Annotated in this window: 19 protein-coding genes; 10 read left to right on the top strand and 9 right to left on the bottom strand. The window is 61.1% G+C overall.

What is annotated here, in order from left to right:
• Positions 1 to 133 precede the first annotated feature (133 nt).
• The 7 genes from DCO47_RS15660 to DCO47_RS15630 all read left to right on the top strand — a co-directional run bounded on the left by DCO47_RS15660 (position 134) and on the right by DCO47_RS15630 (position 5804).
• Positions 134 to 1123, top strand: coding sequence for an alpha/beta fold hydrolase (locus DCO47_RS15660; RefSeq protein ID WP_116658418.1), 990 nt, complete (start codon positions 134 to 136; stop codon positions 1121 to 1123).
• 210 nt (positions 1124 to 1333) lie between these two features.
• Entirely contained in the window at positions 1334 to 1825 is a 492-nt protein-coding gene (gene rraA, locus DCO47_RS15655; RefSeq protein ID WP_064362859.1) for a ribonuclease E activity regulator RraA, read from the top strand.
• 21 nt (positions 1826 to 1846) lie between these two features.
• Positions 1847 to 2842, top strand: a complete 996-nt coding sequence (locus DCO47_RS15650) for a zinc transporter ZntB (protein ID WP_064362858.1) — start codon at positions 1847 to 1849, stop codon at positions 2840 to 2842.
• 63 nt (positions 2843 to 2905) lie between these two features.
• Entirely contained in the window at positions 2906 to 3154 is a 249-nt protein-coding gene (locus DCO47_RS15645; protein WP_003223293.1) for a hypothetical protein, read from the top strand.
• 2 nt (positions 3155 to 3156) lie between these two features.
• Complete coding sequence (locus DCO47_RS15640; protein WP_016773831.1) at positions 3157 to 3981, top strand: mechanosensitive ion channel domain-containing protein; 825 nt, start codon at positions 3157 to 3159, stop codon at positions 3979 to 3981.
• A 90-nt stretch (positions 3982 to 4071) separates the two neighbouring features.
• Positions 4072 to 4662 (top strand): RNA polymerase sigma factor SigX, encoded by a 591-nt coding sequence (sigX, locus tag DCO47_RS15635; protein ID WP_016773832.1) that lies wholly within the window; start codon positions 4072 to 4074, stop codon positions 4660 to 4662.
• A 107-nt stretch (positions 4663 to 4769) separates the two neighbouring features.
• Positions 4770 to 5804, top strand: coding sequence for an OmpA family protein (locus tag DCO47_RS15630; RefSeq protein ID WP_016773833.1), 1035 nt, complete (start codon positions 4770 to 4772; stop codon positions 5802 to 5804).
• Between the two features lie 69 nt (positions 5805 to 5873).
• Here the strand turns inward: DCO47_RS15630 and cobA are convergent, their stop codons facing one another.
• From cobA to DCO47_RS15590, 8 genes are all read right to left on the bottom strand, one after another.
• Complete coding sequence (cobA, locus tag DCO47_RS15625) at positions 5874 to 6644, bottom strand: uroporphyrinogen-III C-methyltransferase (RefSeq protein WP_116658417.1); 771 nt, start codon at positions 6642 to 6644, stop codon at positions 5874 to 5876.
• Between the two features lie 10 nt (positions 6645 to 6654).
• Positions 6655 to 9369, bottom strand: coding sequence for a nitrate reductase (locus tag DCO47_RS15620; RefSeq protein WP_116658416.1), 2715 nt, complete (start codon positions 9367 to 9369; stop codon positions 6655 to 6657).
• Positions 9369 to 9686: a nitrite reductase small subunit NirD gene (nirD, locus tag DCO47_RS15615; RefSeq protein WP_016773836.1), complete on the bottom strand. Its 318-nt coding sequence runs from the start codon at positions 9684 to 9686 to the stop codon at positions 9369 to 9371. The genes DCO47_RS15620 and nirD overlap by 1 nt, the downstream gene beginning before the upstream one ends.
• Positions 9683 to 12136: a nitrite reductase large subunit NirB gene (gene nirB / locus DCO47_RS15610; RefSeq protein ID WP_116658415.1), complete on the bottom strand. Its 2454-nt coding sequence runs from the start codon at positions 12134 to 12136 to the stop codon at positions 9683 to 9685. The genes nirD and nirB overlap by 4 nt, the downstream gene beginning before the upstream one ends.
• 410 nt (positions 12137 to 12546) lie before the next feature.
• The gene (locus tag DCO47_RS15605; RefSeq protein ID WP_116658414.1) at positions 12547 to 14217 is read right to left on the bottom strand and encodes a bifunctional protein-serine/threonine kinase/phosphatase; all 1671 of its coding nucleotides are present in this window, start codon (positions 14215 to 14217) and stop codon (positions 12547 to 12549) included.
• Positions 14218 to 14224: 7 nt separating this feature from the next.
• A complete protein-coding gene (locus tag DCO47_RS15600) occupies positions 14225 to 15436 on the bottom strand; it encodes a NarK/NasA family nitrate transporter (protein ID WP_065614911.1) in 1212 nt (403 codons plus the stop codon).
• 429 nt (positions 15437 to 15865) lie between these two features.
• Positions 15866 to 16441, bottom strand: coding sequence for an ANTAR domain-containing response regulator (locus tag DCO47_RS15595; RefSeq protein ID WP_007916390.1), 576 nt, complete (start codon positions 16439 to 16441; stop codon positions 15866 to 15868).
• A gap of 14 nt (positions 16442 to 16455) precedes the next feature.
• The gene (locus tag DCO47_RS15590; protein ID WP_116658413.1) at positions 16456 to 17667 is read right to left on the bottom strand and encodes a CmpA/NrtA family ABC transporter substrate-binding protein; all 1212 of its coding nucleotides are present in this window, start codon (positions 17665 to 17667) and stop codon (positions 16456 to 16458) included.
• A 218-nt stretch (positions 17668 to 17885) separates the two neighbouring features.
• On the opposite strand from DCO47_RS15590, the gene DCO47_RS15580 reads away from it, so the two are divergent.
• Positions 17886 to 18905 (top strand): quinone-dependent dihydroorotate dehydrogenase, encoded by a 1020-nt coding sequence (locus DCO47_RS15580; RefSeq protein ID WP_116658412.1) that lies wholly within the window; start codon positions 17886 to 17888, stop codon positions 18903 to 18905.
• Between the two features lie 256 nt (positions 18906 to 19161).
• On the opposite strand, the gene rmf is transcribed toward DCO47_RS15580, so the two are convergent.
• Positions 19162 to 19377 carry a ribosome modulation factor gene (rmf, locus tag DCO47_RS15575; RefSeq protein WP_003223300.1) on the bottom strand — a complete coding sequence of 72 codons (216 nt, stop codon included), beginning with the start codon at positions 19375 to 19377 and terminating at the stop codon, positions 19162 to 19164.
• 530 nt (positions 19378 to 19907) lie between these two features.
• Here rmf and rlmKL point away from each other — a divergent pair.
• Together rlmKL and DCO47_RS15565 are read left to right on the top strand one after the other, a co-directional pair.
• Positions 19908 to 22178: a bifunctional 23S rRNA (guanine(2069)-N(7))-methyltransferase RlmK/23S rRNA (guanine(2445)-N(2))-methyltransferase RlmL gene (gene rlmKL / locus DCO47_RS15570; protein ID WP_116658411.1), complete on the top strand. Its 2271-nt coding sequence runs from the start codon at positions 19908 to 19910 to the stop codon at positions 22176 to 22178.
• A 145-nt stretch (positions 22179 to 22323) separates the two neighbouring features.
• Positions 22324 to 24708, top strand: coding sequence for a diguanylate cyclase (locus DCO47_RS15565; RefSeq protein WP_116658410.1), 2385 nt, complete (start codon positions 22324 to 22326; stop codon positions 24706 to 24708).
• Positions 24709 to 24774: the final 66 nt, after the last annotated feature.

Raw genomic sequence — 24774 nt, 5'->3', positions numbered from 1 at the left:
AGCGTCATGACAGTCAGCAGTGATTCGAATGACACCGCCATCGCGAGCAGGCTCACTCCTACAAGGGGCCGGGCCTTGAGATTGAAGTAGGGCGGGCTCCATTGGATGCCGCCCTTTTTTGTGCAAGAGCATTATGCAAAGCAGCAGCAACCTGTTTCCTGTCGCGCTGATCAGCGCCGAGCGGCGCGGCGATCTGAGCGAAGACATCTATCGATTGAAACCCGGCAATAGTCCGGACTGGTCCGTGGAGATCGCTGTCACCCGCCTGGGCATGGCCGATGACTCGGCGCCACGCGGCGTGCCGGTGATCCTGTTGCATGGCAGCTTTTCCAATCGGCGCTTCTGGTTTTCCCCCAAAGGCCTCGGGCTCGGCGCGTATCTGACGCGGCTGGGCTTCGACGTGTGGATCCCGGAAATGCGCGGTCACGGCCTGTCTCAGCGTAACGAAGACTACCGGCGCAACCGCGTTGCCGATTATGCCCGCTACGACCTGCCGGCAATCGCCGCGTTTGTTCGCGAGCAGAGCGGACAGATCCCCCACTGGATCGGCCATTCTCTGGGTGGCATCACTCTGGCGGCCGCACTCGGTGGGGAATACCTTGGCGAACCGGCAGTGGCCTCGGCGGCGTTTTTCGGCACGCAGGTCAGCCGCACCTATTGGCCACTGAAGATTCCACCGGTGGAGTGGGGCGGGCGCTTTATTCTCAAGCGCTTCGCGCAATTGTCCGGCTCACGCCTCAAACGTGGCCCGGAAGATGAGCCGATCGGTCTGGCCATCGAAAGCATGCGCTGGTACGGCTTGTTCAGCCGCTTTGGCGACAAGGACAAGGATTGGTGGGCCGGGCTCGCCGAGGTTCAGGTGCCGGTGCTGGCCGTGACGGCAGCGGGGGATCATCAGGATCCGGCGTGGGCCTGCCGCAAGCTGTTCGAGCAGATCGGCTCCGAGCACAAGCAGTTCATCAACCTGGGCCGTGAGCAAGGCTTCTCGGATAATTTCGGCCACGTCGAAATGCTGGTAAGCAAAGCAGCGCAGGCTGAGGTGTGGCCGCTGGTGGCGCGCTGGCTGAGCGATCAGCAGACACCGTTGCCGGGGCAGGCAGCGAATCTGGCCGCTGCCGTCTGAGGGGCGTTCCGTTCGGCCTGGCTTGCGGCTAAGATATGACGCATTGTGCGGTTCCGGTCATATTTCGTGACTGTTTAGCGATTACGTTTCAGGGTTTGTTCAGGTTGCGTCAGCGACCATGGCATGGACTAAGGTAAACAGCGACCGCCGGAACTCGTCTCATCAGCATGCGGCATCCTTGATCGTCTTCCTTTTTACAGGAGTTTTTCGATGGAACATTACCTTACGCCTGATCTGTGCGACGCCTACCCGGAGCTGGTGCAGGTGCTGGAACCGATGTTCAGCAATTTCGGCGGCCGTGATTCCTTCGGCGGCGAAATCGTGACCATCAAGTGCTTCGAAGACAACTCGCTGGTCAAGGCGCAGGCAGAACTGAGCGGTAAAGGCAAAGTGCTGGTGGTCGATGGCGGCGGTTCGCTGCGCCGCGCCCTGTTGGGCGACATGATTGCTGCCAAGGCCGCGCAGAACGGTTGGGAAGGGCTGGTCATCTACGGTTGCATCCGTGATGTCGACGTCATTGCGCAGACCGATCTCGGCGTGCAGGCGCTGGCCAGCCACCCGATGAAAACCGACAAGCGCGGCATTGGCGACCTCAACGTCCCGGTGACATTCGCCGGCGTGACGTTTCACCCGGGCCAGTACATTTACGCGGACAACAACGGCGTGATCGTTTCGCCGAGCCCGCTGAAAATGCCTGAATAAGATTTTCGACAAGGGATGCGGATGTTCGAGGAAGAAAACGCGCAGTGGGGCCTGGTGCATGCCCTGGTGCTGGACGGTAAGGGCGGTGCGCGTTCGATAGCCCGGACTGAACTCGACGATTTGCAACTGCAGGCCCATGAAAGCCTGTGGCTGCACTGGGATCGCAGCCATCCGCAGACCCGGACCTGGCTGCGCAAATCCAGCGGGCTCAATGAATTCACCTGTGATCTGCTGCTGGAAGAGAACACCCGGCCGCGGCTGTTGCCATTGCCGGACTCCGAGCTGCTGCTGTTTCTGCGCGGGGTCAATCTCAATCCAGGCGCCGAGCCGGAAGACATGGTCTCGGTGCGGATTTTCGCTGCTGCCCAACGCGTGATTTCCCTGCGTTTACGCCCGTTGCGCGCAACCGATGAGTTGCTGGCGCTGCTGGGTGAGGGCAAAGGTCCTAAAACGTCCTCCGAATTGATGCTGTATCTGGCGCAGTTCCTCACCAATAAAGTGCAGGATCTGGTCACGTGCCTGTCGGAAGTGGTCGATGAAGAGGAAGAAAAACTCGACGCCGACGAACGGTACACTCCCGAGCATGGCGCCATTTTGCACATCCGTCGCAGAGCGGCCGGGCTGAAGCGTTTTCTCGCGCCGCAGCGGGATATTTTCGGACAGCTGACGCGGATAAAACTGCCGTGGTTCGTCGAAGACGATGCCGACTACTGGAACGAATTGAACAACAGCCTGACCCGCTATCTCGAGGAGCTCGAACTGACCCGAGAGCGCGTGGGGCTTGTGCTGGAGGCCGAAGACCGGCGTTTGAGCGTGCACATGAATCGCACCATGTACCGCTTCGGCATCATTACCTGCATCTTTTTGCCGATGAGTTTCATCACCGGTCTGCTGGGTATCAATGTCGGCGGTATTCCGTTTGCCGAAAGCCCGTATGGTTTCCTGATTGCCTGTCTGACGGTACTCGCCCTGGCGTTCGGTCAGTGGTGGTTGTTCCGTCGATTGCGCTGGGTGTGAACATGGCGCATGTGACCCGAGTAAAACTGCCCGCGTCTTTCACAGACATCACGAGAGGTGCGTATGCACGATCCGTTTGAACAGTCTTTGCGCGACATGCTCAACGCTTCGCCGTCCAGCCGCGACGACGATGCGTGCCTGGGCCGCGTACTCAAAACCGCCAACCGCCAGGTCGGCGCCGGTGATCTGTTCAGCCTGCTGGGCCGCTGGCTGCCCGCGCTGATGATCGCCCTGAACAATGGCTCGGCGCATGTCTCGCCGGTTTCCCGTCTTCGTAAAACCACGGCTCGCACTGCTGATAAGGCTGATTGAATATGGAACTTGATCTCTGGACTCAGAGCCTCGTCACTGCAATGACTGCGTTGTGGACCAAAGTCGCTAATTTCATTCCGAACCTGTTCGGCGCACTGGTCGTGCTGCTGCTGGGTTTCGTCGTGGCCAAACTGCTCGACACCTTGCTCTCGAAATTGCTCGCCAAACTGGGCCTCGATCGCCTGATGGGCGGCACCGGATTGACCAAATTGATGTCGCGCGCCGGGCTGCAGGTGCCAATCTCGACATTGATCGGTAAAATCGTCTACTGGTTCGTTCTGCTGATTTTTCTGGTTTCCGCGGCAGAATCCCTTGGCCTTGAGCGAGTTTCAGCTACGCTGGACATGCTGGCGTTGTATCTGCCGAAGGTTTTCGGCGCCGCGCTGGTGCTGCTGGTCGGTGTCCTGCTGGCGCAATTGGCCAACGGACTGGTGCGCGGGGCGGCAGAAGGCGTAGGCCTGGACTACGCTTCCGGGCTGGGACGCATTGCGCAGGGGCTGGTGATCATCATCAGTATCTCGGTTGCGATCAGTCAGCTTGAGGTCAAGACTGACCTGCTGAACCATGTCATTGTCATCGTATTGATTACCGTTGGTCTGGCAGTTGCGCTGGCCATGGGATTGGGAAGCCGGGAAATCGCCGGTCAGATTCTTGCGGGAATCTATGTGCGTGAGCTGTACGAGGTTGGGCAACAAGTGCGTGTTGGCGAGGTCGAAGGCCAGATCGAAGAGATCGGCACGGTTAAAACCACATTGCTGACCGATGAGGGTGAGCTAGTCTCTCTCTCCAATCGGATCCTGCTGGAACAGCATGTGAGTAGCCGCTAAACCGGCAAACCCTGCTAATGTATGCCGCCGCAAAATGCCAGCCGAGGCTGGTTGTGGCGGACATTGACCTGACTGTCGGCACGACTTGTTTTGAATAAAGCCCAACCGCTATCCACGCGCTACGACCCCCGCGAGCTCTCTGATGAGGAGTTGGTCGCGCGCTCGCATACCGAGCTGTTTCACGTAACGCGCGCCTACGAAGAGTTGATGCGGCGTTACCAGCGAACATTATTTAACGTCTGCGCGAGATATCTTGGGAACGATCGCGACGCAGACGATGTCTGTCAGGAAGTGATGCTGAAGGTGCTGTACGGCCTCAAGAACTTCGAGGGGAAATCGAAGTTCAAAACCTGGCTTTACAGCATCACTTACAACGAATGCATCACGCAGTATCGGAAGGAACGGCGTAAGCGTCGCTTGATGGACGCTCTCAGTCTGGACCCTCTTGAAGAAGCGTCTGAAGAAAAGGCGCCGAAGCCGGAGGAGAAGGGTGGGCTTGATCGCTGGCTGGTGTATGTGAATCCGATTGACCGCGAAATTCTGGTGCTACGATTTGTCGCAGAGCTGGAGTTTCAGGAGATCGCAGACATCATGCACATGGGTTTGAGTGCGACAAAAATGCGTTACAAACGCGCTCTAGATAAATTGCGTGAGAAATTTGCAGGCATTGCTGAAACTTAGTTCAGCGCAAATATCTCTTACGTGTAGGCAAGTTCTGATAGACTTGCCGCCGAGTTGTCCCCCGGTTTGCGGGACTGCTTCACAATCACCAGATGGGGATTTAACGGATGAAACTGAAAAACACCTTGGGCTTGGCCATTGGTTCTCTGATTGCCGCCACTTCGTTCGGCGCTCTGGCACAAGGCCAAGGCGCAGTTGAAATCGAAGGCTTCGCTAAGAAAGAACAATTCGACAGCGCTCGTAACTTCAAGAACAACGGCAACCTGTTCGGCGGTTCGATCGGTTACTTCCTGACCGACGACGTTGAACTGCGTCTGGGCTACGACGAAGTGCACAACGTACGTGCCGACGATGGCAAGAACGTCAAAGGCGCTAACACCGCTCTGGACGCTCTGTACCACTTCAACAACCCAGGCGACATGATTCGTCCATACGTTTCGGCCGGTTTCTCTGACCAGAGCATCGACCAGAACGGTTCGAACGGTCGTAACCGTTCCACCTTCGCCAACGTTGGCGGCGGTGCCAAGCTGTACTTCACCGAGAACTTCTACGCCCGTGCCGGCGTTGAAGCTCAGTACAACATCGACCAGGGCGACACCGAGTGGGCTCCTAGCGTCGGTATCGGTGTGAACTTCGGTGGCGGCTCCAAACCAGCTGCTGCTCCAGTTCCAGCACCTGCTGAAGTCTGCTCCGACAGCGACAACGATGGCGTTTGCGACAACGTTGACAAGTGCCCGGACACCCCAGCCAACGTAACCGTTGACGCTGATGGCTGCCCAGCAGTTGCTGAAGTTGTTCGTGTTGAGCTGGACGTGAAATTCGACTTCGACAAGTCGGTAGTCAAGCCTAACAGCTACGGCGACATCAAAAACCTGGCTGACTTCATGAAGCAGTACCCATCCACCACCACTACTGTTGAAGGTCACACTGACTCCGTCGGTCCTGACGCTTACAACCAGAAACTGTCCGAGCGTCGTGCAAACGCCGTTAAGCAGGTTCTGACCAACCAGTACGGTGTTGAATCGTCCCGCGTTCAGTCTGTTGGCTACGGCGAATCCCGCCCAGTTGCTGACAACAAAACTGACGCTGGCCGCGCTGTAAACCGTCGCGTAGAAGCGCAGGTTGAAGCTCAAGCTAAGTAATTAGCTGCCGCTGATGGAAAAGCCCGGCTCAGGCCGGGCTTTTCTTTGTCCGCGATTTGGCTACGCAGCTTAAAGCGCTTGCACGTCGTACGCCGTGTAGGAGCTGCCGAAGGCTGCGATCTTTTGCTCTTGGGCAACAGCCGCCACAGCGCCGATGACGAGAATGGCTGGGCTTTTGAGTTCAAACCGGTAAGCATCCTCAGGCATCGCGCTCAGATCACTGCGACACTCCCGCTGATGCGCCAACGAGGCATTTTCGATCATCGCCACCGGCGTATCCGCCGCCATCCCTCCCGCCAACAGCTGGTCGCGAATCTCGCCCAGTTTGGCCACCCCCATATAGATCACCAGCGTTGTCCCGCCTTGCGCCAATGCCTGCCAGTTCAACTGGCTGTCATCCTGGGTGTGCGCGGTCACCAACGTCACCCCGCGCGCCACGCCCCGCAACGTCAGCGGAATATCGCACTGTGTCGCCCCGGCCAGCCCAGCGGTGATGCCGTTGACCAGTTCCACTTCAATACCGCGCTCGCGCAACCACTGCGCTTCTTCACCACCCCGACCGAAAATGCACGGGTCGCCGCCCTTGAGCCGCACCACGCATTTACCCTGATGGGCATAACGCAGCATCAACCGATGGATAAATGCCTGCGGTGTCGAGCGGCAGCCGCCGCGTTTGCCGACGGCAATGACCCGTGCATCGGGGCAGTGCTCCAGTACCGCGTCATTGACCAGATCATCGATCATCACCACATCGGCTTCGCGCAGCGCGCGCACTGCCTTGAGCGTCAGCAATTCCGGATCGCCAGGGCCTGCGCCCACCAGCCAGACTTTCGCATTCATGGTGTTGTCCTCATTGAATGACCGCGACCGGCCGCGCTTCGGCAGCCAGCAGACGCTTGATTTCCGGCACGCAGGAACCGCATTGCGTACCGCATCGGAGAGTTTTTTTCAGGCCTTGCAGATTCAGGCCCTGGCGGATGCCGGCGCAGACTGCGTTGAGGCTGACGTTTTCGCAATTGCACAGCGTCTTGTCAGTCGCGATGGCGCCGACAGCGCCCGGCGGTGCGCTCATTGGCGCGAGGAGCCAGCGCCGCAGTTGCTGGTCGGCGCGGCCCTCCAGCCAAAGGCTCTGCAGCCAGTGCTGCGCAAGGGTTTCGCCGGCCAGGCGAATGGCGGTGATACGGCCATTTTCGATGCGCACCCGCTTGCCTATAGCGCGACGCGGATCGTCGTAAGCCAGAACCGGGCCATCCAGCAGCGACAGGCACCGGTCAATCTCGCCCAGCAACAGTGGATCGGGCGCCTCGGCGTGTGCCGCGCGTATCAGCAACGCCGGCCGCTCCCGACCGACAAGGCTGAGGCTGACGTAGGAAAACGCCTCGCACAGCGGTCGTAGCGTCTCGAAATGCCGTTGAACATCACCCTCGATCAGAGCGAACAGTTGCCATGGCAGGTTGACTGCCTCCAGACGCACGCCGCTGTGCTTGAGCTCGGGTTGCTTGGACAGCGGATCGAATGCCGGCTGGGTCAGGTTGTTAACGCCGCCCTTGAGATAACGGTCACCCCAATGCATCGGCAAAAATGCCTGGCCCGGACGCACGCTGTCATCGCTGCCGACCGCGACAACCACGGCACCACGACGGCTTTTCAGATTGATCAGATCGCCGGGCTGCAAACGATGCCGGCGCATCTCGTCCGGGTGCAGGCTCAGCACGGCTTCGCTGACGTGACCGAACAACTGCGCCGCGGTGCCAGTGCGGCTCATGCCGTGCCACTGGTCGCGCAGGCGCCCGGTGATCAGGGTCAGCGGGAAGCGCGCATCGCGTTGTTCCCTGGCGGCGCGATACGGCTCGGCAATGAACTGCGCGCGGCCATTGGCAGTGGGAAAAATGCCGTCGCCGTACAAGCGTGGCGTGCCTTGGCGGGCGCCGGCGGGGAAGGGCCATTGCTGCGGGCCGATCTCGTCGATCAACGCATGACTGATGCCGGAAAGGTCCAGGTCGCGGCCCTGGGTCAGCCATTTGAATTCATCGAACAACTGCGAAGGCTGGTCGAAGGCGAACAGGCTCGGCTGCTGAGGACGCAGACGTTTCTCCAGACGCCGTGCGAAATCCACGGTAATTGCCCAGTCCGGCCGCGCTTCGCCCGGTGCGACAACCGCTTTGCGTACGTGGGAAATGCGCCGCTCGGAGTTGGTCACCGAGCCTTCCTTCTCGCCCCAACTGGCGGCGGGCAATAAAAGGTCGGCGAACGCGGCGGTCTCGGTGGTGCGAAAGGCTTCCTGCAATACCACAAAGGGACAGGCCTCAAGCGCTGCGCGAACTGCGCTCTGATCCGGCATCGATTGCGCCGGGTTGGTACAGGCAATCCACAGCGCCTTGATCTTGCCGCTGCGCAGGTTTTCGAACAGTTCGATGGCGCTCAGCCCCGGCGCCTCAGGCAAGCTTTCCACGCCCCAATATGCCGCCACCTCGGCGCGATGTTCGGGGTTGGCGGCGTCGCGATGGCCCGGTAGCAGGTTGGACAGACTGCCGGTTTCCCGCCCACCCATGGCGTTTGGCTGACCGGTGAGGGAGAAAGGTCCTGCACCGGGACGGCCGATTTGCCCGGTGGCCAGGTGCAGGTTGATCAGCGCGCTGTTTTTCGCGCTGCCGGCGCTGGACTGGTTCAGGCCCATGCACCACAGCGACAGGAAGCTCGGCGCGGTGCCGACCCATTCCGCGCATTGCTGCAACTGTTCGATGCTGATGCCGCACAGCTGCGAAACCATCTGCGGGGTGTAGTCGCGCACCAGCGTTTTAAGTTCGCCGAGGCCTTCGGTGTGCGCCTTGATGAAATCGCGATCGACCCAGTCTTCCCACAGCAGCAGATGCAAAATCCCATGAAACAAAGCGACATCGGTGCCCGGAAGAATCGCCAGATGCAGGTCAGCCAAATCGCAGGTGTCAGTACGACGCGGGTCAATGACGATGACTTTCATCTGCGGACGACGGGATTTGGCTTCTTCCAGTCGACGGAAAAGTACCGGATGGGCGTAGGCCATGTTACTGCCGACGATCATCACGCAGTCGCTCAGTTCCAGATCTTCGTAACTGCATGGCGGTGCGTCAGCGCCGAGGCTGCGTTTGTAGCCGACCACCGCCGAGGACATGCACAGCCGCGAATTGCTGTCGATATTGTTGGTGCCGACCAGCGCCCGCGCGAGTTTGTTGAAGGCGTAGTAGTCCTCGGTGAGCAACTGCCCGGAAATGTAGAACGCTACGCTGTCCGGGCCGTGTGCGGTGATGGTTTCGGCAAACACGTTGGCGGCGTGTTCCAGTGCGCTGTCCCAGTCAGTACGGCTGCGCGCCAGGCCTTTGCCCAGACGCAGTTCCGGGTACAAGGCGCGGGCGGCGAGGTCGCCGGTCAGGTGCAGCGTCGAGCCTTTGCTGCACAGTTTGCCGAAGTTGGCCGGGTGCGCCGGATCGCCGCTGACGCCGAGGATGCGCTCGCCGTCATGCTCGATCAGCACGCCGCAGCCGACCCCGCAGTAACAGCAGGTCGAGGCGGTCGTCTGGCGGTTCATCAGATGGCGTCCCGCAGGGCCAGTTGCACCCGACCGTTCTCGACTCGCGCCGGATGGTGGTGGGCGCAGCCGATGTCCGGCGCCTGGGCTTCGCCGGTTTCGAGGTCGATCTGCCAGTTGTGCAGCGGGCACGCCACACGTTTGCCGTAGATCAGGCCTTGCGACAGCGGCCCGCCCTTGTGCGGGCAGCGGTCATCAAGGGCGAAAACCTCATCGTCGCTTGTACGAAAAATCGCGATGTCACCTTTCGGCCCGGCAATGATCCGCGATCCGAGGGCGTTGATCTCTTCCAGCGCGCAGATATCGAGCCAGTTCATGCCGGCACCTCCAGGTTTTTCACAGGGATCACGTCGAATTCTTTCTTCAGTTGCGGCTGCGCCAGGCGTTCTTTCCATGGGTCCTGTTCGAACGACAGGGAGAATTGCAGGCGCTCGTTCAAGGCCTTGCGCCGCTCGGCGTCTTCGAGCACGTTGTTCTTGATGTGCTCCATGCCGACCCGTTGCAGGTAGTGCACGGTGCGCTCGAGGTAGAAGGCTTCTTCGCGGTAGAGCTGCAGGAACGCGCCGTTGTATTCGCGGACTTCTTCGGCGGTTTTCAGTTTGACGAAGAACTCGGCGACTTCGGTCTTGATCCCGCCGTTGCCACCGATGTACATCTCCCAGCCGGAGTCGACGCCGATAATTCCTACGTCCTTGATGCCCGCTTCCGAGCAGTTGCGAGGGCAACCGGACACAGCCAGCTTCACTTTGTGCGGCGACCACATGTTGAACAGGTCGTGCTCGAGCTCGATGCCCAGTTGCGTCGAGTTCTGTGTACCGAAGCGGCAGAATTCGCTGCCGACGCAGGTTTTCACCGTGCGGATGGATTTGCCGTAGGCGTGGCCGGACGGCATGTCGAGGTCTTTCCAGACGCCGGGCAGGTCCTGCTTCTTGATCCCCAGCAAGTCAATGCGCTGACCGCCGGTGACCTTGACCATGGGCACGTTGTACTTATCGGCCACATCAGCGATGCGGCGCAGTTCCGACGGGTTGGTCACGCCGCCCCACATGCGTGGCACCACCGAATAGGTGCCGTCCTTCTGGATGTTGGCGTGGGCGCGTTCGTTGATCAGGCGCGATTGCGGATCGTCCTTGGCTTCGCCGGGCCAGGTGGAAATCAGGTAATAGTTGAGCGCCGGGCGGCAGGTCGCGCAGCCGTTCGGTGTGCGCCAGTTGAGGTAGCTCATGGTCTCGGCGATGGTCAGCAGGTGTTCCTGACGAATCGCCTGGCGAATCTGCCCGTGGTTGAGATCGCTGCAACCGCAGATGGCTTTTTCGCTTTTCGGTTTGACGTCCGCCGCGCCACCCACGGTATTGATCAGGATCTGCTCGACCAGCCCGGCGCAGGAACCGCAGGAGCTGGCGGCCTTGGTGTGTTTTTTCACTTCATCGACGCTGAACAGACCGTGTTCCTGAATGGCCTTGACGATGGTGCCCTTGCACACACCATTGCAGCCGCAGACTTCGGCGCTGTCCGCCATGACCATGGCTTTGTCCTGGCCCTGATGTCCTACGTCGCCTAAAGCGTTTTCGCCGAACATCAAGTGATCGCGGATCTCACCGATGGCGTGATTCTCACGAATCTGCCGGAAATACCAACCGCCATCTGCCGTATCGCCGTACAGACAAGCGCCGACCAGCACGTCATCCTTGATCACCAGTTTTTTGTACACGCCGCCGATCGGGTCCGAGAGGGTGATGGTCTCGGTGCCTTCGCCGCCCATGAAGTCGCCGGCGGAAAACAGGTCGATACCGGTGACTTTCAATTTGGTCGAAGTCACCGAACCTTGATAGCGAGCGAAGCCGAGTTGAGCGAGGTGGTTGGCGCAGACCTTGGCCTGTTCGAACAACGGCGCAACCAGGCCGTAGGCGATGCCGCGATGGCTGGCGCATTCGCCGATCGCGTAGATGCGCGGGTCGTAGGTTTGCAGGGTGTCGTTGACCAGAATCCCGCGATTGCACGGTATGCCGGCCTTTTCCGCCAGTTCCGTGTTGGGGCGGATGCCAGCGGCCATCACCACCAGATCCGCAGGGATGATGTCGCCGTTCTTGAATTGCACCGAGCCGACCCGGCCATTGCCGGCGTCGTGCAAGGCCTGGGTCTGTTCGCACAGGCGGAAATGCAGGCCACGGGATTCCAGCGCTGATTGCAGCAACTGGCCGCTGGTCTTGTCCAGTTGCCGCTCCAGCAGCCATTCGCCGAGGTGCACCACGGTGACGTGCATGCCGCGCAGCATCAGGCCGTTGGCCGCTTCGAGGCCGAGCAGACCGCCGCCGATGACCACGGCGTGTTTGTGGGTCCTGGCGGTGTCGATCATGGCCTGGGTGTCGGCAATGTCGCGGTAGCCGATCACGCCCTGCAAAGTGTTGCCGGGGATTGGCAGAATGAACGGGGTCGAGCCGGTGGCGATCAGCAGGCGATCGTATTCGGCCTCGGTGCCGTCCTCGGCGATTACCCGGCGTTTGACCCGGTTGATCTCCACGACTTTGCGGTTGAGCAGCAACTTGATGTTGTTTTCCAGGTACCAGTCGAGGTCGTTGAGGACGATCTCTTCGAATGTCTGCTCACCGGCCAGCACCGGCGACAGCAGGATGCGGTTGTAGTTGGTGTGCGGTTCGGCGCCGAAGACGGTGATGTCGTAGAGTTCGTCGCTCAGCTTGAGCAGTTCTTCCAGGGTACGCACCCCGGCCATGCCGTTGCCGATCATCACCAGTTTGAGTTTTTTCATCAGGTTCTCCGGGAGCTGCGGCTGGCCTCTGGTGGGCCGTCGGGCCTTGCTCGACAAATTTCGCGCAAACAAAAAAAGGCGTCCCGCTAGTTGCCTAGCGAGGACGCCTTTGTCCTGGTCCCGTTCTCTCGGGAAGCGCAGCCTTCGTCGTTGAAGGTTGGGCTTTATGTGTGGTGATTGGGGTAATGCAGTGGTTGTGCCAACTTGGGGATGCGCGGATTTATTGGGCTTTTCCTACAGCTCACGTACGTTTTCTGCACCGAATCGAGGCGTATTGCTCGTTCGTGGCGCGTTATCTATGGAGGGTTTGCGGTGTCAGGTCTGGCGCCATCGCGAGCAGGCTCACTCCTACAGGGGAACGCATTCCAAATTGTAGGAGTGAGCCTGCTCGCGATCGCCGCAACACGGTCTCAGCCATGAAACAACAAAACCAGCAGCACGATATTCCCCAGCAACGCCACCAAAGCCATGCTCCGCCAGACCTTCAATGGCTCCCGCTCCAGTAAAGGCCGGGGTCGCACACTCAGGCTGCGGCGCTCACCCTGTTCCAGCACCAGCAACCACTCTTCAGCGGTTTCAAAGCGTTGCTGCGGATCGGCTGCGACGCCGCGTTCCAGACTCTGCGCCAGCCATTCCGGCAAGTCCGGTCGATAGCGACTGGCACTGACCGGCACGCCAAACCGGGGCCGCTGGAACGCTTCGATCTCGCCGTAGGGAAAATGCCCGGTGAGCAGGTAATAAAGGGTGACGCCAACTGAATACAGATCCTGCGGCGCACTGGGCCGCTCACCGCGAAACGCTTCCGGAGCAATGAAGCTTGGCGTTCCCGGCAATGTCGCCGGCGCGTCTTCCGACAAGCCCGGGCAATAAGCCAGCCCGAAATCCAGCAAGCGCAGCTCGCCATCATCACCCAGCAGGAGGTTTTCCGGTTTGATATCGCGGTGCAGAATCTGCCGCCGATGCAACAGCCCCACCGCGCGCAGCAGGCGCTCGGCGATGTCCTGCCATTGCGCCAATGGCAGCGGGCCGCCGTGTTGAAACGCTACGGCCAACGTCGTCCCGGCATATTCGCGCATCACGTAGTACAAATGCTGACGCTGGGTGCAGGCATGGATTTGCGGAAAATGCCGGCCGGCCACGCGCTTGAGGAACCATTCCTCGGACAGCAGCGCTTGCCCGGCGTGTGGATCGTTGGCCAGGCGCGTCGGCAAGGTCTTCAACAGCCACCGCTGGCCGTGGCCATCGAGCACGCGATACAGCAGCGATTGCTGGCTCTGGCCGACGATGCTCTGCACCTGCCAGCCTTCGAACGCTTGTCCGGGTTTCAGCGCTGGCGGCAGCGGCCATTGCTGCAGTTGCACCAGCGCATCGCCGATGTTCGATTCGCCCAGCGCATCGACGCGCACCAGCAGGGCACTGGCGTTGTCCTGACTGCCGGCCAGATGCGCGGCGTTGACCAGAGTGTGCGCCGCGCTGTGCAGATCCGGCTGATCACGCAGAACCGCCGCGATTGCAGTATCGCCCAAGGTCGACCAGACGCCGTCGCTGAGCAGCACGAAGCTTTCGCCCTCACGCAGTTCGCCGTCGAGGAAGTCCAGCACCAGATGCTGATCGAGCCCGAGCGCACGTTTGAGCACATGCTGCATGCCCGGTTGCTCCCAGACGTGATCCTCGCTGATGCGCTGCAACCGCTCGGCATGCCAGCGATAGACCCGGCAATCGCCGACATGGGCGAGGGTGAAGCGCCGACCGCGCATCACCAGCGCGCTGACCGTGGTCAGCAGCGGTTGCCCGCCGCCATTGGCCTGCAGCCAGCGGTTTTGCGCGAGCAGCAATCGATCCAGCGCCTGGGCCACGCTCCAGGTTTCCGGCGTGGCGTAGTAGTCCAGTGCCAGTGCCTGCAAGGTCGAACGCGCGGCGAGGCCGCCGTCGGCGCATTGACTGACGCCGTCGGCGATGGCGAACAGAAAGCCCTTGCTCAGCGTCAAGGCCGGCGCCGGTGTCACCGCACGCAGGGCGTCCTGATTCTCCGCGCGCGGGCCGGTGGCGCTGGCTTCGGCGAAAGTCAGTTGCAGGGCCATAGAGGCCTCAGACCCGCGCCGCCGTTACTGCCGCCGAACCCCACGTGGTTCTCCAGCGACGCTTGACGCCGTGCAGGCCAAACCACGCCAACACACCGAGGCTGGCGAACAACCACAGCGCCAGTTGATAGCTGCCGGTGCTTTGCTTGATCGCGCCCATGCCCGCCGCCAGGGCGAAGCCGCCAATACCGCCGGCCATGCCGATCAGCCCGGTCATCACGCCGATCTCCAGACGAAAACGCTGCGGCACCAGTTGGAAAACCGCACCGTTGCCTGCGCCCAAACCGAGCATGGTGCAGACGAAAAGCGCCAGCGCCGCGTAGGAACTTGGCAGGTTGAAGCCGACGGCGGCGATGCAGATGGCGGCAACGGTGTACATCGCCAGCAAGGTGCGGATGCCACCGAATCGATCGGCCAGCGCACCACCCAACGGCCGCATCAGGCTGCCGCCGAACACGCAGGCCGCGGTGTAGTAGCCGGCGGTCACCGGGCTCAGACCGTATTGATCGTTGAAGTAACCGGGCAGGGCGCTGGCCAGGCCGATGAAGCCGCCGAAGGTGACGCTGTAGAAAAACATGAACCACCAGCTGTCGCGATCACCGAGGGCCTTGAAGTAGTCGGCCATGGCTTTCGCTTTCGGCCGTTGCGGTGCGTTTTTCGCCAGCCAGGCAAACAGCACCAGAGTCAGGACCAGCGGGATCAGGGCAAATCCGAAAACGTTGCTCCAGCCGAACGCGGCGGCAATTACTGGGGCGAGCAGTGCGGCGAACACAGTGCCGGAGTTGCCCGCGCCGGCGATGCCCATGGCTTTGCCCTGATGTTCTGGCGGGTACCATTGCGACGCCAGCGGCAGGGCCACGGCAAACGACGCACCGGCCATGCCGAGGAACAGGCCGAGGATCAGCGCCTGTTCATAACTGTGGATACCCAGTTTCCACGCGCCGAACAGTGCGCAGATGACGATGACCTGGCCGATCAGCCCGGCGGTCTTCGGCGACAGGCGATCGGCGAGCATGCCCATGGCAAAGCGCAACACCGCCCCCGCCAGAATCGGCGTGGCGACGACGAGGCCGCGTTGCTGGGTGGTCAGGTGCAGATCGGCGGCAATTTGCACGGCCAGCGGGCCGAGCAGGTACCAGACCATGAAGCTCAGGTCGAAATACAGGAAGGCCGCGAACAGGGTCGGGGTATGGCCGGATTTCCAGAAGCTTGAATTCATCGCGCACCTCGGCTGAAAAGAGTCTCGAAAGGAGTCATGCACAGCAGGTGGAGCGCCTCACGGCCGCACCACCGGCCCCGTTCTCTGGGGCCAAAACGCAAAAACGCCGCTACCTGATTCGCCGGAGGCGAACGGGGTGAGCGACGTCTTTGTCGTAGGTGGGGCAACCGCCGTTGGTTACCTGTGCGGATTACATAGCGAGATTTGTGCCAAAAGCTGAAAAGCGAAAGCCCCTCACCCTAGCCCTCTCCCAGAGGGAGAGGGGACTGACCATGTTGTTCCAACGAATACAGCGACCTGAACGACCGAGTCGATTATGGATTCACAAAAGAAATTGCAGGTCGGCGTATTTCCCGAGCATCCCCCAATCGGTGCCCTCTCCCTCCGGGAGAGGGCTAGGGTGAGGGGCTCTTCAGCGGTGAGAACGCCTCAGCCCAGCAACTCACTCATGGCAATAATCTGCTCCGCCACCTGAATCAGCTTCTGCTGCCGGCTCATGGCCTGGCGGCGCATCAGGGTGTAGGCCTCTTCTTCGTTGCAGTCCTTCATTTTCATCAACAAACCCTTGGCCAGTTCGATGCGCTTGCGCTCGGCCAGTTGCTGGTCACGGGCCTGCAATTGCGCGCGCAAGGCCTGGTCACTCTCGAAGCGTGCCATCGCCACATCGAGAATCGGCTGCAGACGCTGGGCATGGATGCCTTCGACGATGTAGGCGCTGACCCCGGACTTGATCGCCTGACGCATCACGCCCGGGTCATGTTCATCGGTAAACATCACGATCGGCCGTGGCTGGTCGCGGCTGACCAGCACCACTTGCTCCATGACATCACGGCTCGGTGACTCGGTATCGATCAGGATCACGTCCGGGCGCACCGTTTCGACGCGCGCCGGCAGATCGATGGTCAGCCCTGACTCGTCGATCACCTCGAAGCCGGCCTCGGTCAGCGCCGCTTTCAGGCGGCCGACTTTTTTCGCGGTGTCGTTGATCAGCAGAATGCGCAACATGTTGGCGTCTCCTGTCAGCGCTGGGCGAGAAGGGGGGCGACGTCGTTCAGGGCATGCAGTTTGAAACTGCGTGCATAGCCCGCCGGATCGCTGCCGTCCCAGACCTTGCCGTCGAGCAACTGGCTGCTGCGCAGGTCTGCATGGGCAGCTGCCACACCGACAGCGCTGGCGGCATCGCGGTACAGATCCAGACGCTGAACCTTCCGGGCGACGGCCAGATAATCCGGATCCTCGCGCAGCAGACCCCAGCGGCGGAACTGGGTCATGAACCACATGCCGTCGGAGAGATAGGGCAGATTGACCTCGCCTGCGCCATGAAAGCGCAGCGCGTGCGGGTCCTGCCAGCGATTGCCGAGGCCGTCGGCGTAGTCACCCATGAAGCGCGGTTCGATGCACGCGGCCGGGGTGTCGAGGTATTCGGCGGCACTGAGCAATTGCGCGGTGCTGCGGCGATTCTCCGGGCTTTGTTCGATAAAGCGGCTGGCCTCAAGAATGGCCATGACCAGCGCCCGCGCTGTGTTCGGGTATTGCTCGACGAATTCACGCGTGCAGCCGAGAACTTTTTCCGGGTGGTCGGGCCAGATGCTCTGGCTGGTGGCTAAAGTGAAACCCAGATCCTGCTGCACCGCGCTGGCTGCCCACGGTTCGCCGACGCAAAAACCGTCGATGCGCCCGGCTTGCAGGTGCGCGACCATTTGCGGTGGCGGCACCACCACGCTGTCGACATCCTGCAACGGGTGAATGCCCTGGCTCGCCAGCCAGTAATAAAGCCACATCGCGTGGGTGCCGGTGGGGAAGGTCTGGGCGAAGGTCAGTTTTGCGCGGCTTTGGTGCACATGCCGATCCAGCGCTTCAGGACCGTTCACGCCAGCCTGCTGTAGACCATGCGAGAGGTTGAGGCTCTGGCCATTCTGGTTCAGGCCCATCAGCACTGCCATGTCGGTCGGGGCGATCCCGCCGATGCCCAGGTGCACCGCATAAATCAGCCCGTACAGGCTGTGGGCGGCATCCAGTTCGCCGCTGACCAGTTGGTCGCGCAGGTTGGCCCACGACGCCTGCCGCTTGAGGTTCAGCGTCAGCCCGTAGGGCTGGGCGAAGCCCTGGGTGGCGGCGACCACCACCGAGGCGCAGTCGCTCAGTGCCATGAAGCCGAGATTGATCGCGCTCTTTTCCGGCGCATCGCTGCCATTGACCCAGGCCAGAGGCCCCATGGACGTTTCGTTCATACGCTACCTCAAAAAAAACGTCGTCCCGGATTCTGCGCAGGCAAAACCCGAGGACGACGCCATTGTCCTGGTCTGCGCGCCGTCATTGGTCGGCAGACTGATGAACAGGGCGGTGCAAGGCATATGCCAGTCACCTGATTCGTGCAGGCGCCTCGCGCCGGGGGACGATGCCCGGCTATAATCGCCGCCTCTTTTCGCCGCCCGAGTCATTGCCGCCCATGTACACCCTGGCCCGTCAGCTGTTGTTCAAACTTTCCCCGGAAACCTCCCACGATCTATCGCTGGATCTGATCGGCGCGGGCGGACGTTTGGGTCTCAACGGCTTGCTGAGCAAGGCACCGGCGAAGATGCCGGTGACCGTCATGGGGCTCGAGTTCCCGAACCCGGTGGGGCTGGCGGCAGGTCTGGACAAGAATGGCGCGGCCATCGATGGCTTTGCGCAACTGGGTTTCGGTTTCGTCGAAATCGGCACCGTGACCCCGCGTCCGCAGCCGGGTAATCCGAAACCGCGGATCTTCCGCCTGCCGGAAGCCCAGGCGATCATCAACCGCATGGGCTTCAACAATCTCGGTGTGGATAACCTGCTGGCGCGGGTCGCTGCGGCGAAATACCAAGGCGTGCTGGGGATCAACATCGGCAAGAACTTCGACACCCCGGTCGAGCGTGCGGTCGACGACTACCTGATCTGCCTGGACAAGGTCTACGCCCACGCCAGCTACGTCACCGTCAACGTCAGCTCGCCGAACACTCCGGGCCTGCGCAGCCTGCAGTTCGGTGACTCGCTCAAGCAATTACTTGCGGATCTGGCCACGCGCCGTGCCGAACTGGCGTTGCGTCACGGCAAGCATGTGCCGCTGGCGATCAAGATTGCGCCGGACATGACCGACGAAGAAACCGCGCAGGTGGCCCAGGCGCTGCTCGAAACCGGGATGGACGCGGTGATTGCCACCAACACCACCCTGAGCCGTGTCGGCGTCGAAGGCATGGAACATGGCGACGAGGCGGGCGGTCTGTCGGGGGCGCCGGTGCGTGAGAAGAGCACCCACACCGTGAAAGTGCTGGCGGGCGAGTTGGCCGGGCGTTTGCCGATCATTGCCGCGGGCGGGATTACCGAAGGCAAGCACGCGGCGGAGAAAATCACTGCCGGCGCGAGCCTGGTGCAGATCTATTCGGGCTTCATCTATAAAGGCCCGGCGCTGATTCGTGAATCGGTGGATGCGATCGCCGCATTGCGCTGATCCATAGACACCACTGTTCCCTTGTAGGAGTGAGCCTGCTCGCGATGGCGGTCTGTCAGTCGCTGATGAAGTGACCGAAAGAAAGCTATCGCGAGCAGGCTCACTCCTACAGGTTATGTGTTCAGCCGGATGATTTTGCGGGCAATAAAAAGGGCTCCTCGAAGGAGCCCCTGGGCCGTAGCCCGCCGTCCGGGAGGGACGTGCGTGGTTAATTCAGTGCAGATTCAGATTGTCGTGTCGGAATAAATGCCCTGTGTCAGCCGACGGCGTGAAGTTCGTTGAGTCTGTGGATTCCCGCAGTGCCGGTCATACCGTCCCAGTTGTCGCCGCGTCCTTCTCGCCAGCCGTTGATCCAGGCTTGGCGTACCGACGGTAGAGTAAATGGGCAAAGCTCACGGGATTTGCCACCAACGCCATATTGATATCCGCGCAAAAATGCTCTTTCCAACGGATCACGCTTAAGTCTTCTCATAGGGTGTTTCCCTCACTTGTTGACTGTAGTGTCGCGTCGACCTCAATTGAGGTCTGGCAGAAAAAACCTGCCATCGTTCGGCTCGCTGCCGGCGTGGCGAGCCAAGGTGTTGACGCCGTTGCGACGTCAACCTGTGCTCAGTTCTAACCAATGAGTCACATCGAGGGAATGATCGTTTTGTCATAAGCACGTAACGGAAAGGATGCTATGGCAATAAGTAACCGCGTATTTATTCAACGATCATTGCGCAAACCCCGGTATGATCGGCGCCCCGCTGACCCGGCGGGTTAATCTTCAAGTGAGAATGACCCACGTTTGCGCTTGGGTACTATTCGACGAAGGGTCGCTTTCAGTCTTTTTGTTTCACCAACTTTTTTATCTGTCCCGGCATCTAAGCTCTTTTAACCCGAGCAGCGGGGATGGAACGGCACACCTTCGTGCCACGCGGGCGCTCTTTCAGAAAAGCGCCTGATTGAAAACCGGGTCGGCAATGCGTTGCCGGCCCACTAGCCAAAGGCTCTGGAATTACCATGTCCGATCGTTTCGAACTCTTCCTCACTTGCCCCAAAGGCCTTGAAGGCCTGCTCATCGAGGAAGCCGTCGGGCTTGGCCTTGAAGAAGCGCGCGAGCACACCTCCGCCGTGCGTGGCATGGCAACCATGGAAACCGCCTACCGCCTGTGCCTCTGGTCGCGCCTGGCCAACCGTGTGTTGCTGGTGCTCAAGCGTTTCCCGATGAAGGACGCCGAAGACCTCTACCACGGCGTGCTCGACATCGACTGGCAGGATCACATGCTCAGCGACGGCACCCTGGCCGTCGAATTCAGCGGCCACGGCTCGGGCATCGACAACACCCACTTCGGCGCGCTGAAAGTCAAAGACGCCATCGTCGACAAACTGCGCACGCCGCAGGGCGACCGTCCGTCGATCGACAAACTCAACCCTGACTTGCGCATTCACTTGCGCCTGGATCGCGGCGAAGCGATTCTCTCCCTCGACCTCTCCGGCCACAGCCTGCACCAGCGCGGCTATCGCTTGCAGCAGGGCGCGGCACCGCTGAAGGAAAACCTCGCCGCCGCCATCCTGATTCGCTCCGGCTGGCCACGTGTTGCCGCCGAGGGCGGTGCGCTGGCTGACCCGATGTGCGGTGTCGGTACGTTTCTCGTTGAAGCCGGGATGATCGCCGCCGACATGGCGCCGAACCTGCGCCGCGAGCAGTGGGGCTTTACCGCCTGGCTCGGTCACGTGCCGGCGCTGTGGAAAAAACTGCACGAAGAAGCCGTCGAGCGCGCCGCTGCCGGTCTGGCCAAGCCCCCGTTGTGGATTCGTGGTTATGAAGCCGATCCGCGCCTGATTCAGCCGGGTCGCAACAACGTTGAGCGCGCCGGCCTCAGCGAGTGGATCAAGATCTACCAGGGCGAAGTGGCGACTTTCGAGCCGCGCCCGGATCAGAACCAGAAAGGTCTGGTGATCTGCAACCCGCCGTACGGCGAGCGTCTGGGTGATGAAGCCAGTCTGCTGTATCTCTACCAGAACCTCGGCGAGCGTCTGCGTCAGGCCTGCCTTAACTGGGAAGCGGCGGTGTTCACCGGTGCGCCGGATCTGGGCAAGCGCATGGGCATTCGCAGCCACAAACAGTATTCGTTCTGGAACGGCGCGCTGCCGTGCAAGCTGCTGCTGATCAAGGTCCTGCCGGATCAGTTCGTCACTGGCGAGCGGCGCACCCCGGAACAGCGTCAGGCCGAGCGCGAGCAAGCGGCCTACGACCAGACCCCGGACGAGCCGCAGGAACGCAAGTTCAACAAGAACGGCAACCCGATCAAGCCAACCCCGGCCCCGGCGCCGGTGATCGAGCAACCGCGCCTGAGCGAAGGCGGGCAGATGTTTGCCAACCGTCTGCAAAAGAATCTCAAGGCGATGGGCAAGTGGGTCAAGCGCGAAGGCATCGATTGCTACCGCGTTTACGATGCCGATATGCCGGAATACGCCATGGCCATCGACCTGTACCACGACTGGGTGCACGTTCAGGAATACGCCGCGCCGAAATCCATCGACCCGGAAAAAGCCTCGGCGCGTATGTTCGATGCGCTGGCGGCCATTCCGCAGGCGTTGAACGTCGACAAGAATCGCGTAGTGGTCAAGCGCCGCGAGCGGCAGAGCGGCACCAAGCAGTACGAGCGTCAGGCCGCCCAGGGCAAGTTCGTCGAGGTCAATGAAGGCGGCGTGAAGTTGCTGGTCAATCTCACCGACTACCTCGACACCGGCCTGTTCCTCGATCACCGTCCGATGCGCATGCGCATTCAGAAAGAGGCCGCCGGCAAGCGCTTTCTCAATCTGTTCTGCTACACCGCGACCGCCAGCGTGCACGCGGCCAAGGGCGGTGCGCGCAGCACCACCAGCGTCGATCTGTCGAAAACCTATCTGGACTGGGCGCGTCGCAACCTGTCGCTGAACGGTTTTTCGGACAAGAACCGCCTGGAGCAGGGCGATGTAATGGCCTGGCTGGAAAGCAGCCGCGACGAATACGACCTGATCTTCATCGACCCGCCAACGTTCTCCAACTCCAAGCGCATGGAGGGCATCTTCGACGTCCAGCGCGATCAGGTGCAGCTGATCGACCTGGCGATGGCGCGTCTGGCGCCGGGTGGCGTGCTGTATTTCTCCAACAACTTCCGCAAGTTCCAGCTGGAAGAGAACCTCGCCGAGCGCTATGCGGTGGAGGAAATCAGCGCGCAGACCATTGATCCGGATTTCGCCCGCAATACCAAGATCCATCGCGCCTGGAAAATCACGGCTCGTTGACGTTTTGTCCCATTGGATCCACAGAGCCTTGATTTTTAAAGGCTCCGTGGATCCTGCGGTGCTGGCTAAATTAGTGGCTAATAGCTATAACTCACACACCGCCAATGGGGTTTTTCCCGGGAATCTGGCGTAGTGAGTTGTGCTTATGCCGTTGCACCCCGTGCGCCCGAAAATTCTCGGTTTTATCAGCGAAGACGTCTCAGCCTGGCTGGTCGCTTTGCTGGTATTGCTTGCCGGCGGGATTCTCACCGGGTTGCTTGCCTGGGGCACCCACAATCAGTTCCAGCAACAATCGCGTCAGCGCTTTCAGCTGCTGGCCAACGAACGCTACAGCCGCATCGCCGAACGCTTTCAGGACCAGGAGCAACGTCTCGATGGCCTGCGCCGGTTCTTTACCAACTCCGAATCGGTGTCCCGCGCCGAATTCGACGGTTACTCCCGACCTTTATTACTGCGCACCCAAGCCTATACCTACGCACCGAAAATCAGCGGCGCTGAGCGGGAGGCGTTCGAACAGCGTGTGCGTGACGAAGGCCTGAGCAATTTCACCATCCGCGAGCTGGACGCCAAGGGTGATCTGCAGCTGGCAGCACCACGCGACGCATACGTGCCGGTGCTGTACACACAGACTCAGAGTCGACTGGCGCCGCCGCTGGGCTACGACTTGCTCGCCCAACCCTTGCGCCGTGAAACCCTTGAACGCGCCGACCGTCTCGGCAACCTGGTCGTGTCGCAACCGATGCACCTGGTCGGGATCGAGCCGGCCTATGCGCGTGGGGTGTTGTTGCTGGCGCCGGTCAATCGATCAGGCGAGTCACAGCCATTCGGCTATGTGATGGCGGTGATCAGCATGCGCCAGTTGCTTGCCGACGGTCTGCCCGATGCCCTGCACGATTACCTGTCGGTGCGCATTCTGGATATGTCGACCCCTGATCAACATGAGGAACTGTTCGAATCGACCAACGAGGCGGTGCCCGGCGATCTGGCGGCGACGCGTTTGCTGCGCATGGCCGATCACGACTATCAGGTCGATATCCTGCCAAGCTACGCGTTCATGCAGGCCAACCATTCTTCGGTGGGCAGTGTGATCATTCTGGGCGGCTTGCTCAGCGCGCTGCTCAGTGCCTTGCTATACGTGCTGGTCAGCCAGCGTCAGCGCGCGGTGCGTCTGGTCGAGGTGCGCACCCAGGAATTGCATGAGCGCGAGCAGGAACTGCGCGGCACCCATGGGCAGCTGCGCGGCGTGCTGAATGCCGCCACCCAGGTCGCGATCATCGCCACCGATCTGCGCGGAGTGATCAACACCTTCAACCCCGGCGCTGAACAGATGCTCGGCTACAGCAGCGCCGAAGTGGTCGGACGCATGACCCTGGAAAACCTGCATTTGCCCCGAGAGCTGGCGGCGCGTTCGGCGGAGCTGAGCGCGCGCTACGGCAAAAGCATTCCGACCTGCCACGCGATGCTGGTCGAGGGCGGCGAAGTCGGCGGTCATGAAGCACGCGAATGGACGCTGGTGCGCAGCGATGGCAGTCATCTGCCGGTCAACATGCTCGCCACCCCGGTGCTCGACGAGCAGGGCTTGTGGGTCGGCCATCTGGCAATCTGTATCGACATCACCGAGCGCAAGCGCGTGCACGAAGTGCTGGCGGCACGCGACACGTTGTTGAAGAAGCTCAGCGCCCATGTTCCCGGTGGCATCTACCAATTCAAGATGGAATTCGATGGGCGCTTCAGTGTGATCTACGCCAGCGATGGCATCCGCGAGATCTATGAACTGGAGCCGGATGTCCTGCTGCTCGACTCCGAGGCGATTTTCAGCCGCATCCACCCGCAGGACGCGATTCGCGTGCGCTCATCGATCCGCGAATCGGCGGAGAATCTCAGCCCGTGGCGCGAGGAATACCGCGTGCAACTGCCTGAGCGCGGCCTGCGCTGGGTGCGCGGCGAGGCGACACCGGAGGAGCTACCGGGTGGCGGGGTGCTGTGGCACGGCTACATCTCGGACATTTCCGACCTCAAGCGCGTGGAAGAAGAACTGCGTGCGTTGTCGATCACCGATTCGCTGACCGGCATTCACAACCGCCGCTATTTCCAGGAGCGCCTGACCACGGAAATGGCCCGGGTCGAGCGAGGCGGCGGCGAGTTGTCGGTGATCATGCTCGACATCGACCACTTCAAACGCATCAACGATCATTACGGCCACGCCGTCGGCGATCGGGTGCTGCAAGCGGTGTGCGAGCGCATTGGCCATCGCCTGCGCCGCACCGATGTGTTCTGCCGCTTGGGCGGCGAAGAGTTCATGGTGCTGTGCCCGGACATCGACGGCGAGCACGCGTACATGCTGGCAGTGGAATTGTGGGAAGGCCTGCGCAGTACGCCGGTGGACGTGGTTGGCGTGGTCACCGCCAGTTTCGGCATCGCCAGCTGGCGCCCGGGGGAGGGCGCGGATGCGTTGCTGCTGCGTGCGGACTCAGGGGTTTATGCGGCCAAGCAGAATGGCCGGGATCGGGTTGAGCGGGAAATGACCTGAGCCGTCACATCGATCCCTTGTAGGAGTGAGCCTGCTCGCGATAGCGTCCGTCCAGACACATGTCAG

This window comes from Pseudomonas sp. NDM (assembly GCF_003105095.1).
Classification (GTDB): Bacteria; Pseudomonadota; Gammaproteobacteria; order Pseudomonadales; family Pseudomonadaceae; genus Aquipseudomonas; species Aquipseudomonas moraviensis_A.
This window is presented reverse-complemented; position numbering and strand designations above follow the sequence as displayed.

Coding starts and splice junctions, on each gene's coding strand:
- DCO47_RS15600 (WP_065614911.1), bottom strand. CDS start 15,436: ATGAATTCAAGCTTCTGGAAATCCGGCCATACCCCGACCCTGTTCGCG.
- DCO47_RS15605 (WP_116658414.1), bottom strand. CDS start 14,217: ATGGCCCTGCAACTGACTTTCGCCGAAGCCAGCGCCACCGGCCCGCGC.
- DCO47_RS15565 (WP_116658410.1), top strand. CDS start 22,324: ATGCCGTTGCACCCCGTGCGCCCGAAAATTCTCGGTTTTATCAGCGAA.
- rlmKL (WP_116658411.1), top strand. CDS start 19,908: ATGTCCGATCGTTTCGAACTCTTCCTCACTTGCCCCAAAGGCCTTGAA.
- DCO47_RS15620 (WP_116658416.1), bottom strand. CDS start 9,369: ATGAACCGCCAGACGACCGCCTCGACCTGCTGTTACTGCGGGGTCGGC.
- rmf (WP_003223300.1), bottom strand. CDS start 19,377: ATGAGAAGACTTAAGCGTGATCCGTTGGAAAGAGCATTTTTGCGCGGA.
- DCO47_RS15645 (WP_003223293.1), top strand. CDS start 2,906: ATGCACGATCCGTTTGAACAGTCTTTGCGCGACATGCTCAACGCTTCG.
- DCO47_RS15640 (WP_016773831.1), top strand. CDS start 3,157: ATGGAACTTGATCTCTGGACTCAGAGCCTCGTCACTGCAATGACTGCG.
- DCO47_RS15580 (WP_116658412.1), top strand. CDS start 17,886: ATGTACACCCTGGCCCGTCAGCTGTTGTTCAAACTTTCCCCGGAAACC.
- DCO47_RS15650 (WP_064362858.1), top strand. CDS start 1,847: ATGTTCGAGGAAGAAAACGCGCAGTGGGGCCTGGTGCATGCCCTGGTG.
- nirD (WP_016773836.1), bottom strand. CDS start 9,686: ATGAACTGGCTCGATATCTGCGCGCTGGAAGAGATCAACGCCCTCGGA.
- DCO47_RS15595 (WP_007916390.1), bottom strand. CDS start 16,441: ATGTTGCGCATTCTGCTGATCAACGACACCGCGAAAAAAGTCGGCCGC.
- DCO47_RS15660 (WP_116658418.1), top strand. CDS start 134: ATGCAAAGCAGCAGCAACCTGTTTCCTGTCGCGCTGATCAGCGCCGAG.
- DCO47_RS15630 (WP_016773833.1), top strand. CDS start 4,770: ATGAAACTGAAAAACACCTTGGGCTTGGCCATTGGTTCTCTGATTGCC.
- nirB (WP_116658415.1), bottom strand. CDS start 12,136: ATGAAAAAACTCAAACTGGTGATGATCGGCAACGGCATGGCCGGGGTG.
- cobA (WP_116658417.1), bottom strand. CDS start 6,644: ATGAATGCGAAAGTCTGGCTGGTGGGCGCAGGCCCTGGCGATCCGGAA.
- rraA (WP_064362859.1), top strand. CDS start 1,334: ATGGAACATTACCTTACGCCTGATCTGTGCGACGCCTACCCGGAGCTG.
- DCO47_RS15590 (WP_116658413.1), bottom strand. CDS start 17,667: ATGAACGAAACGTCCATGGGGCCTCTGGCCTGGGTCAATGGCAGCGAT.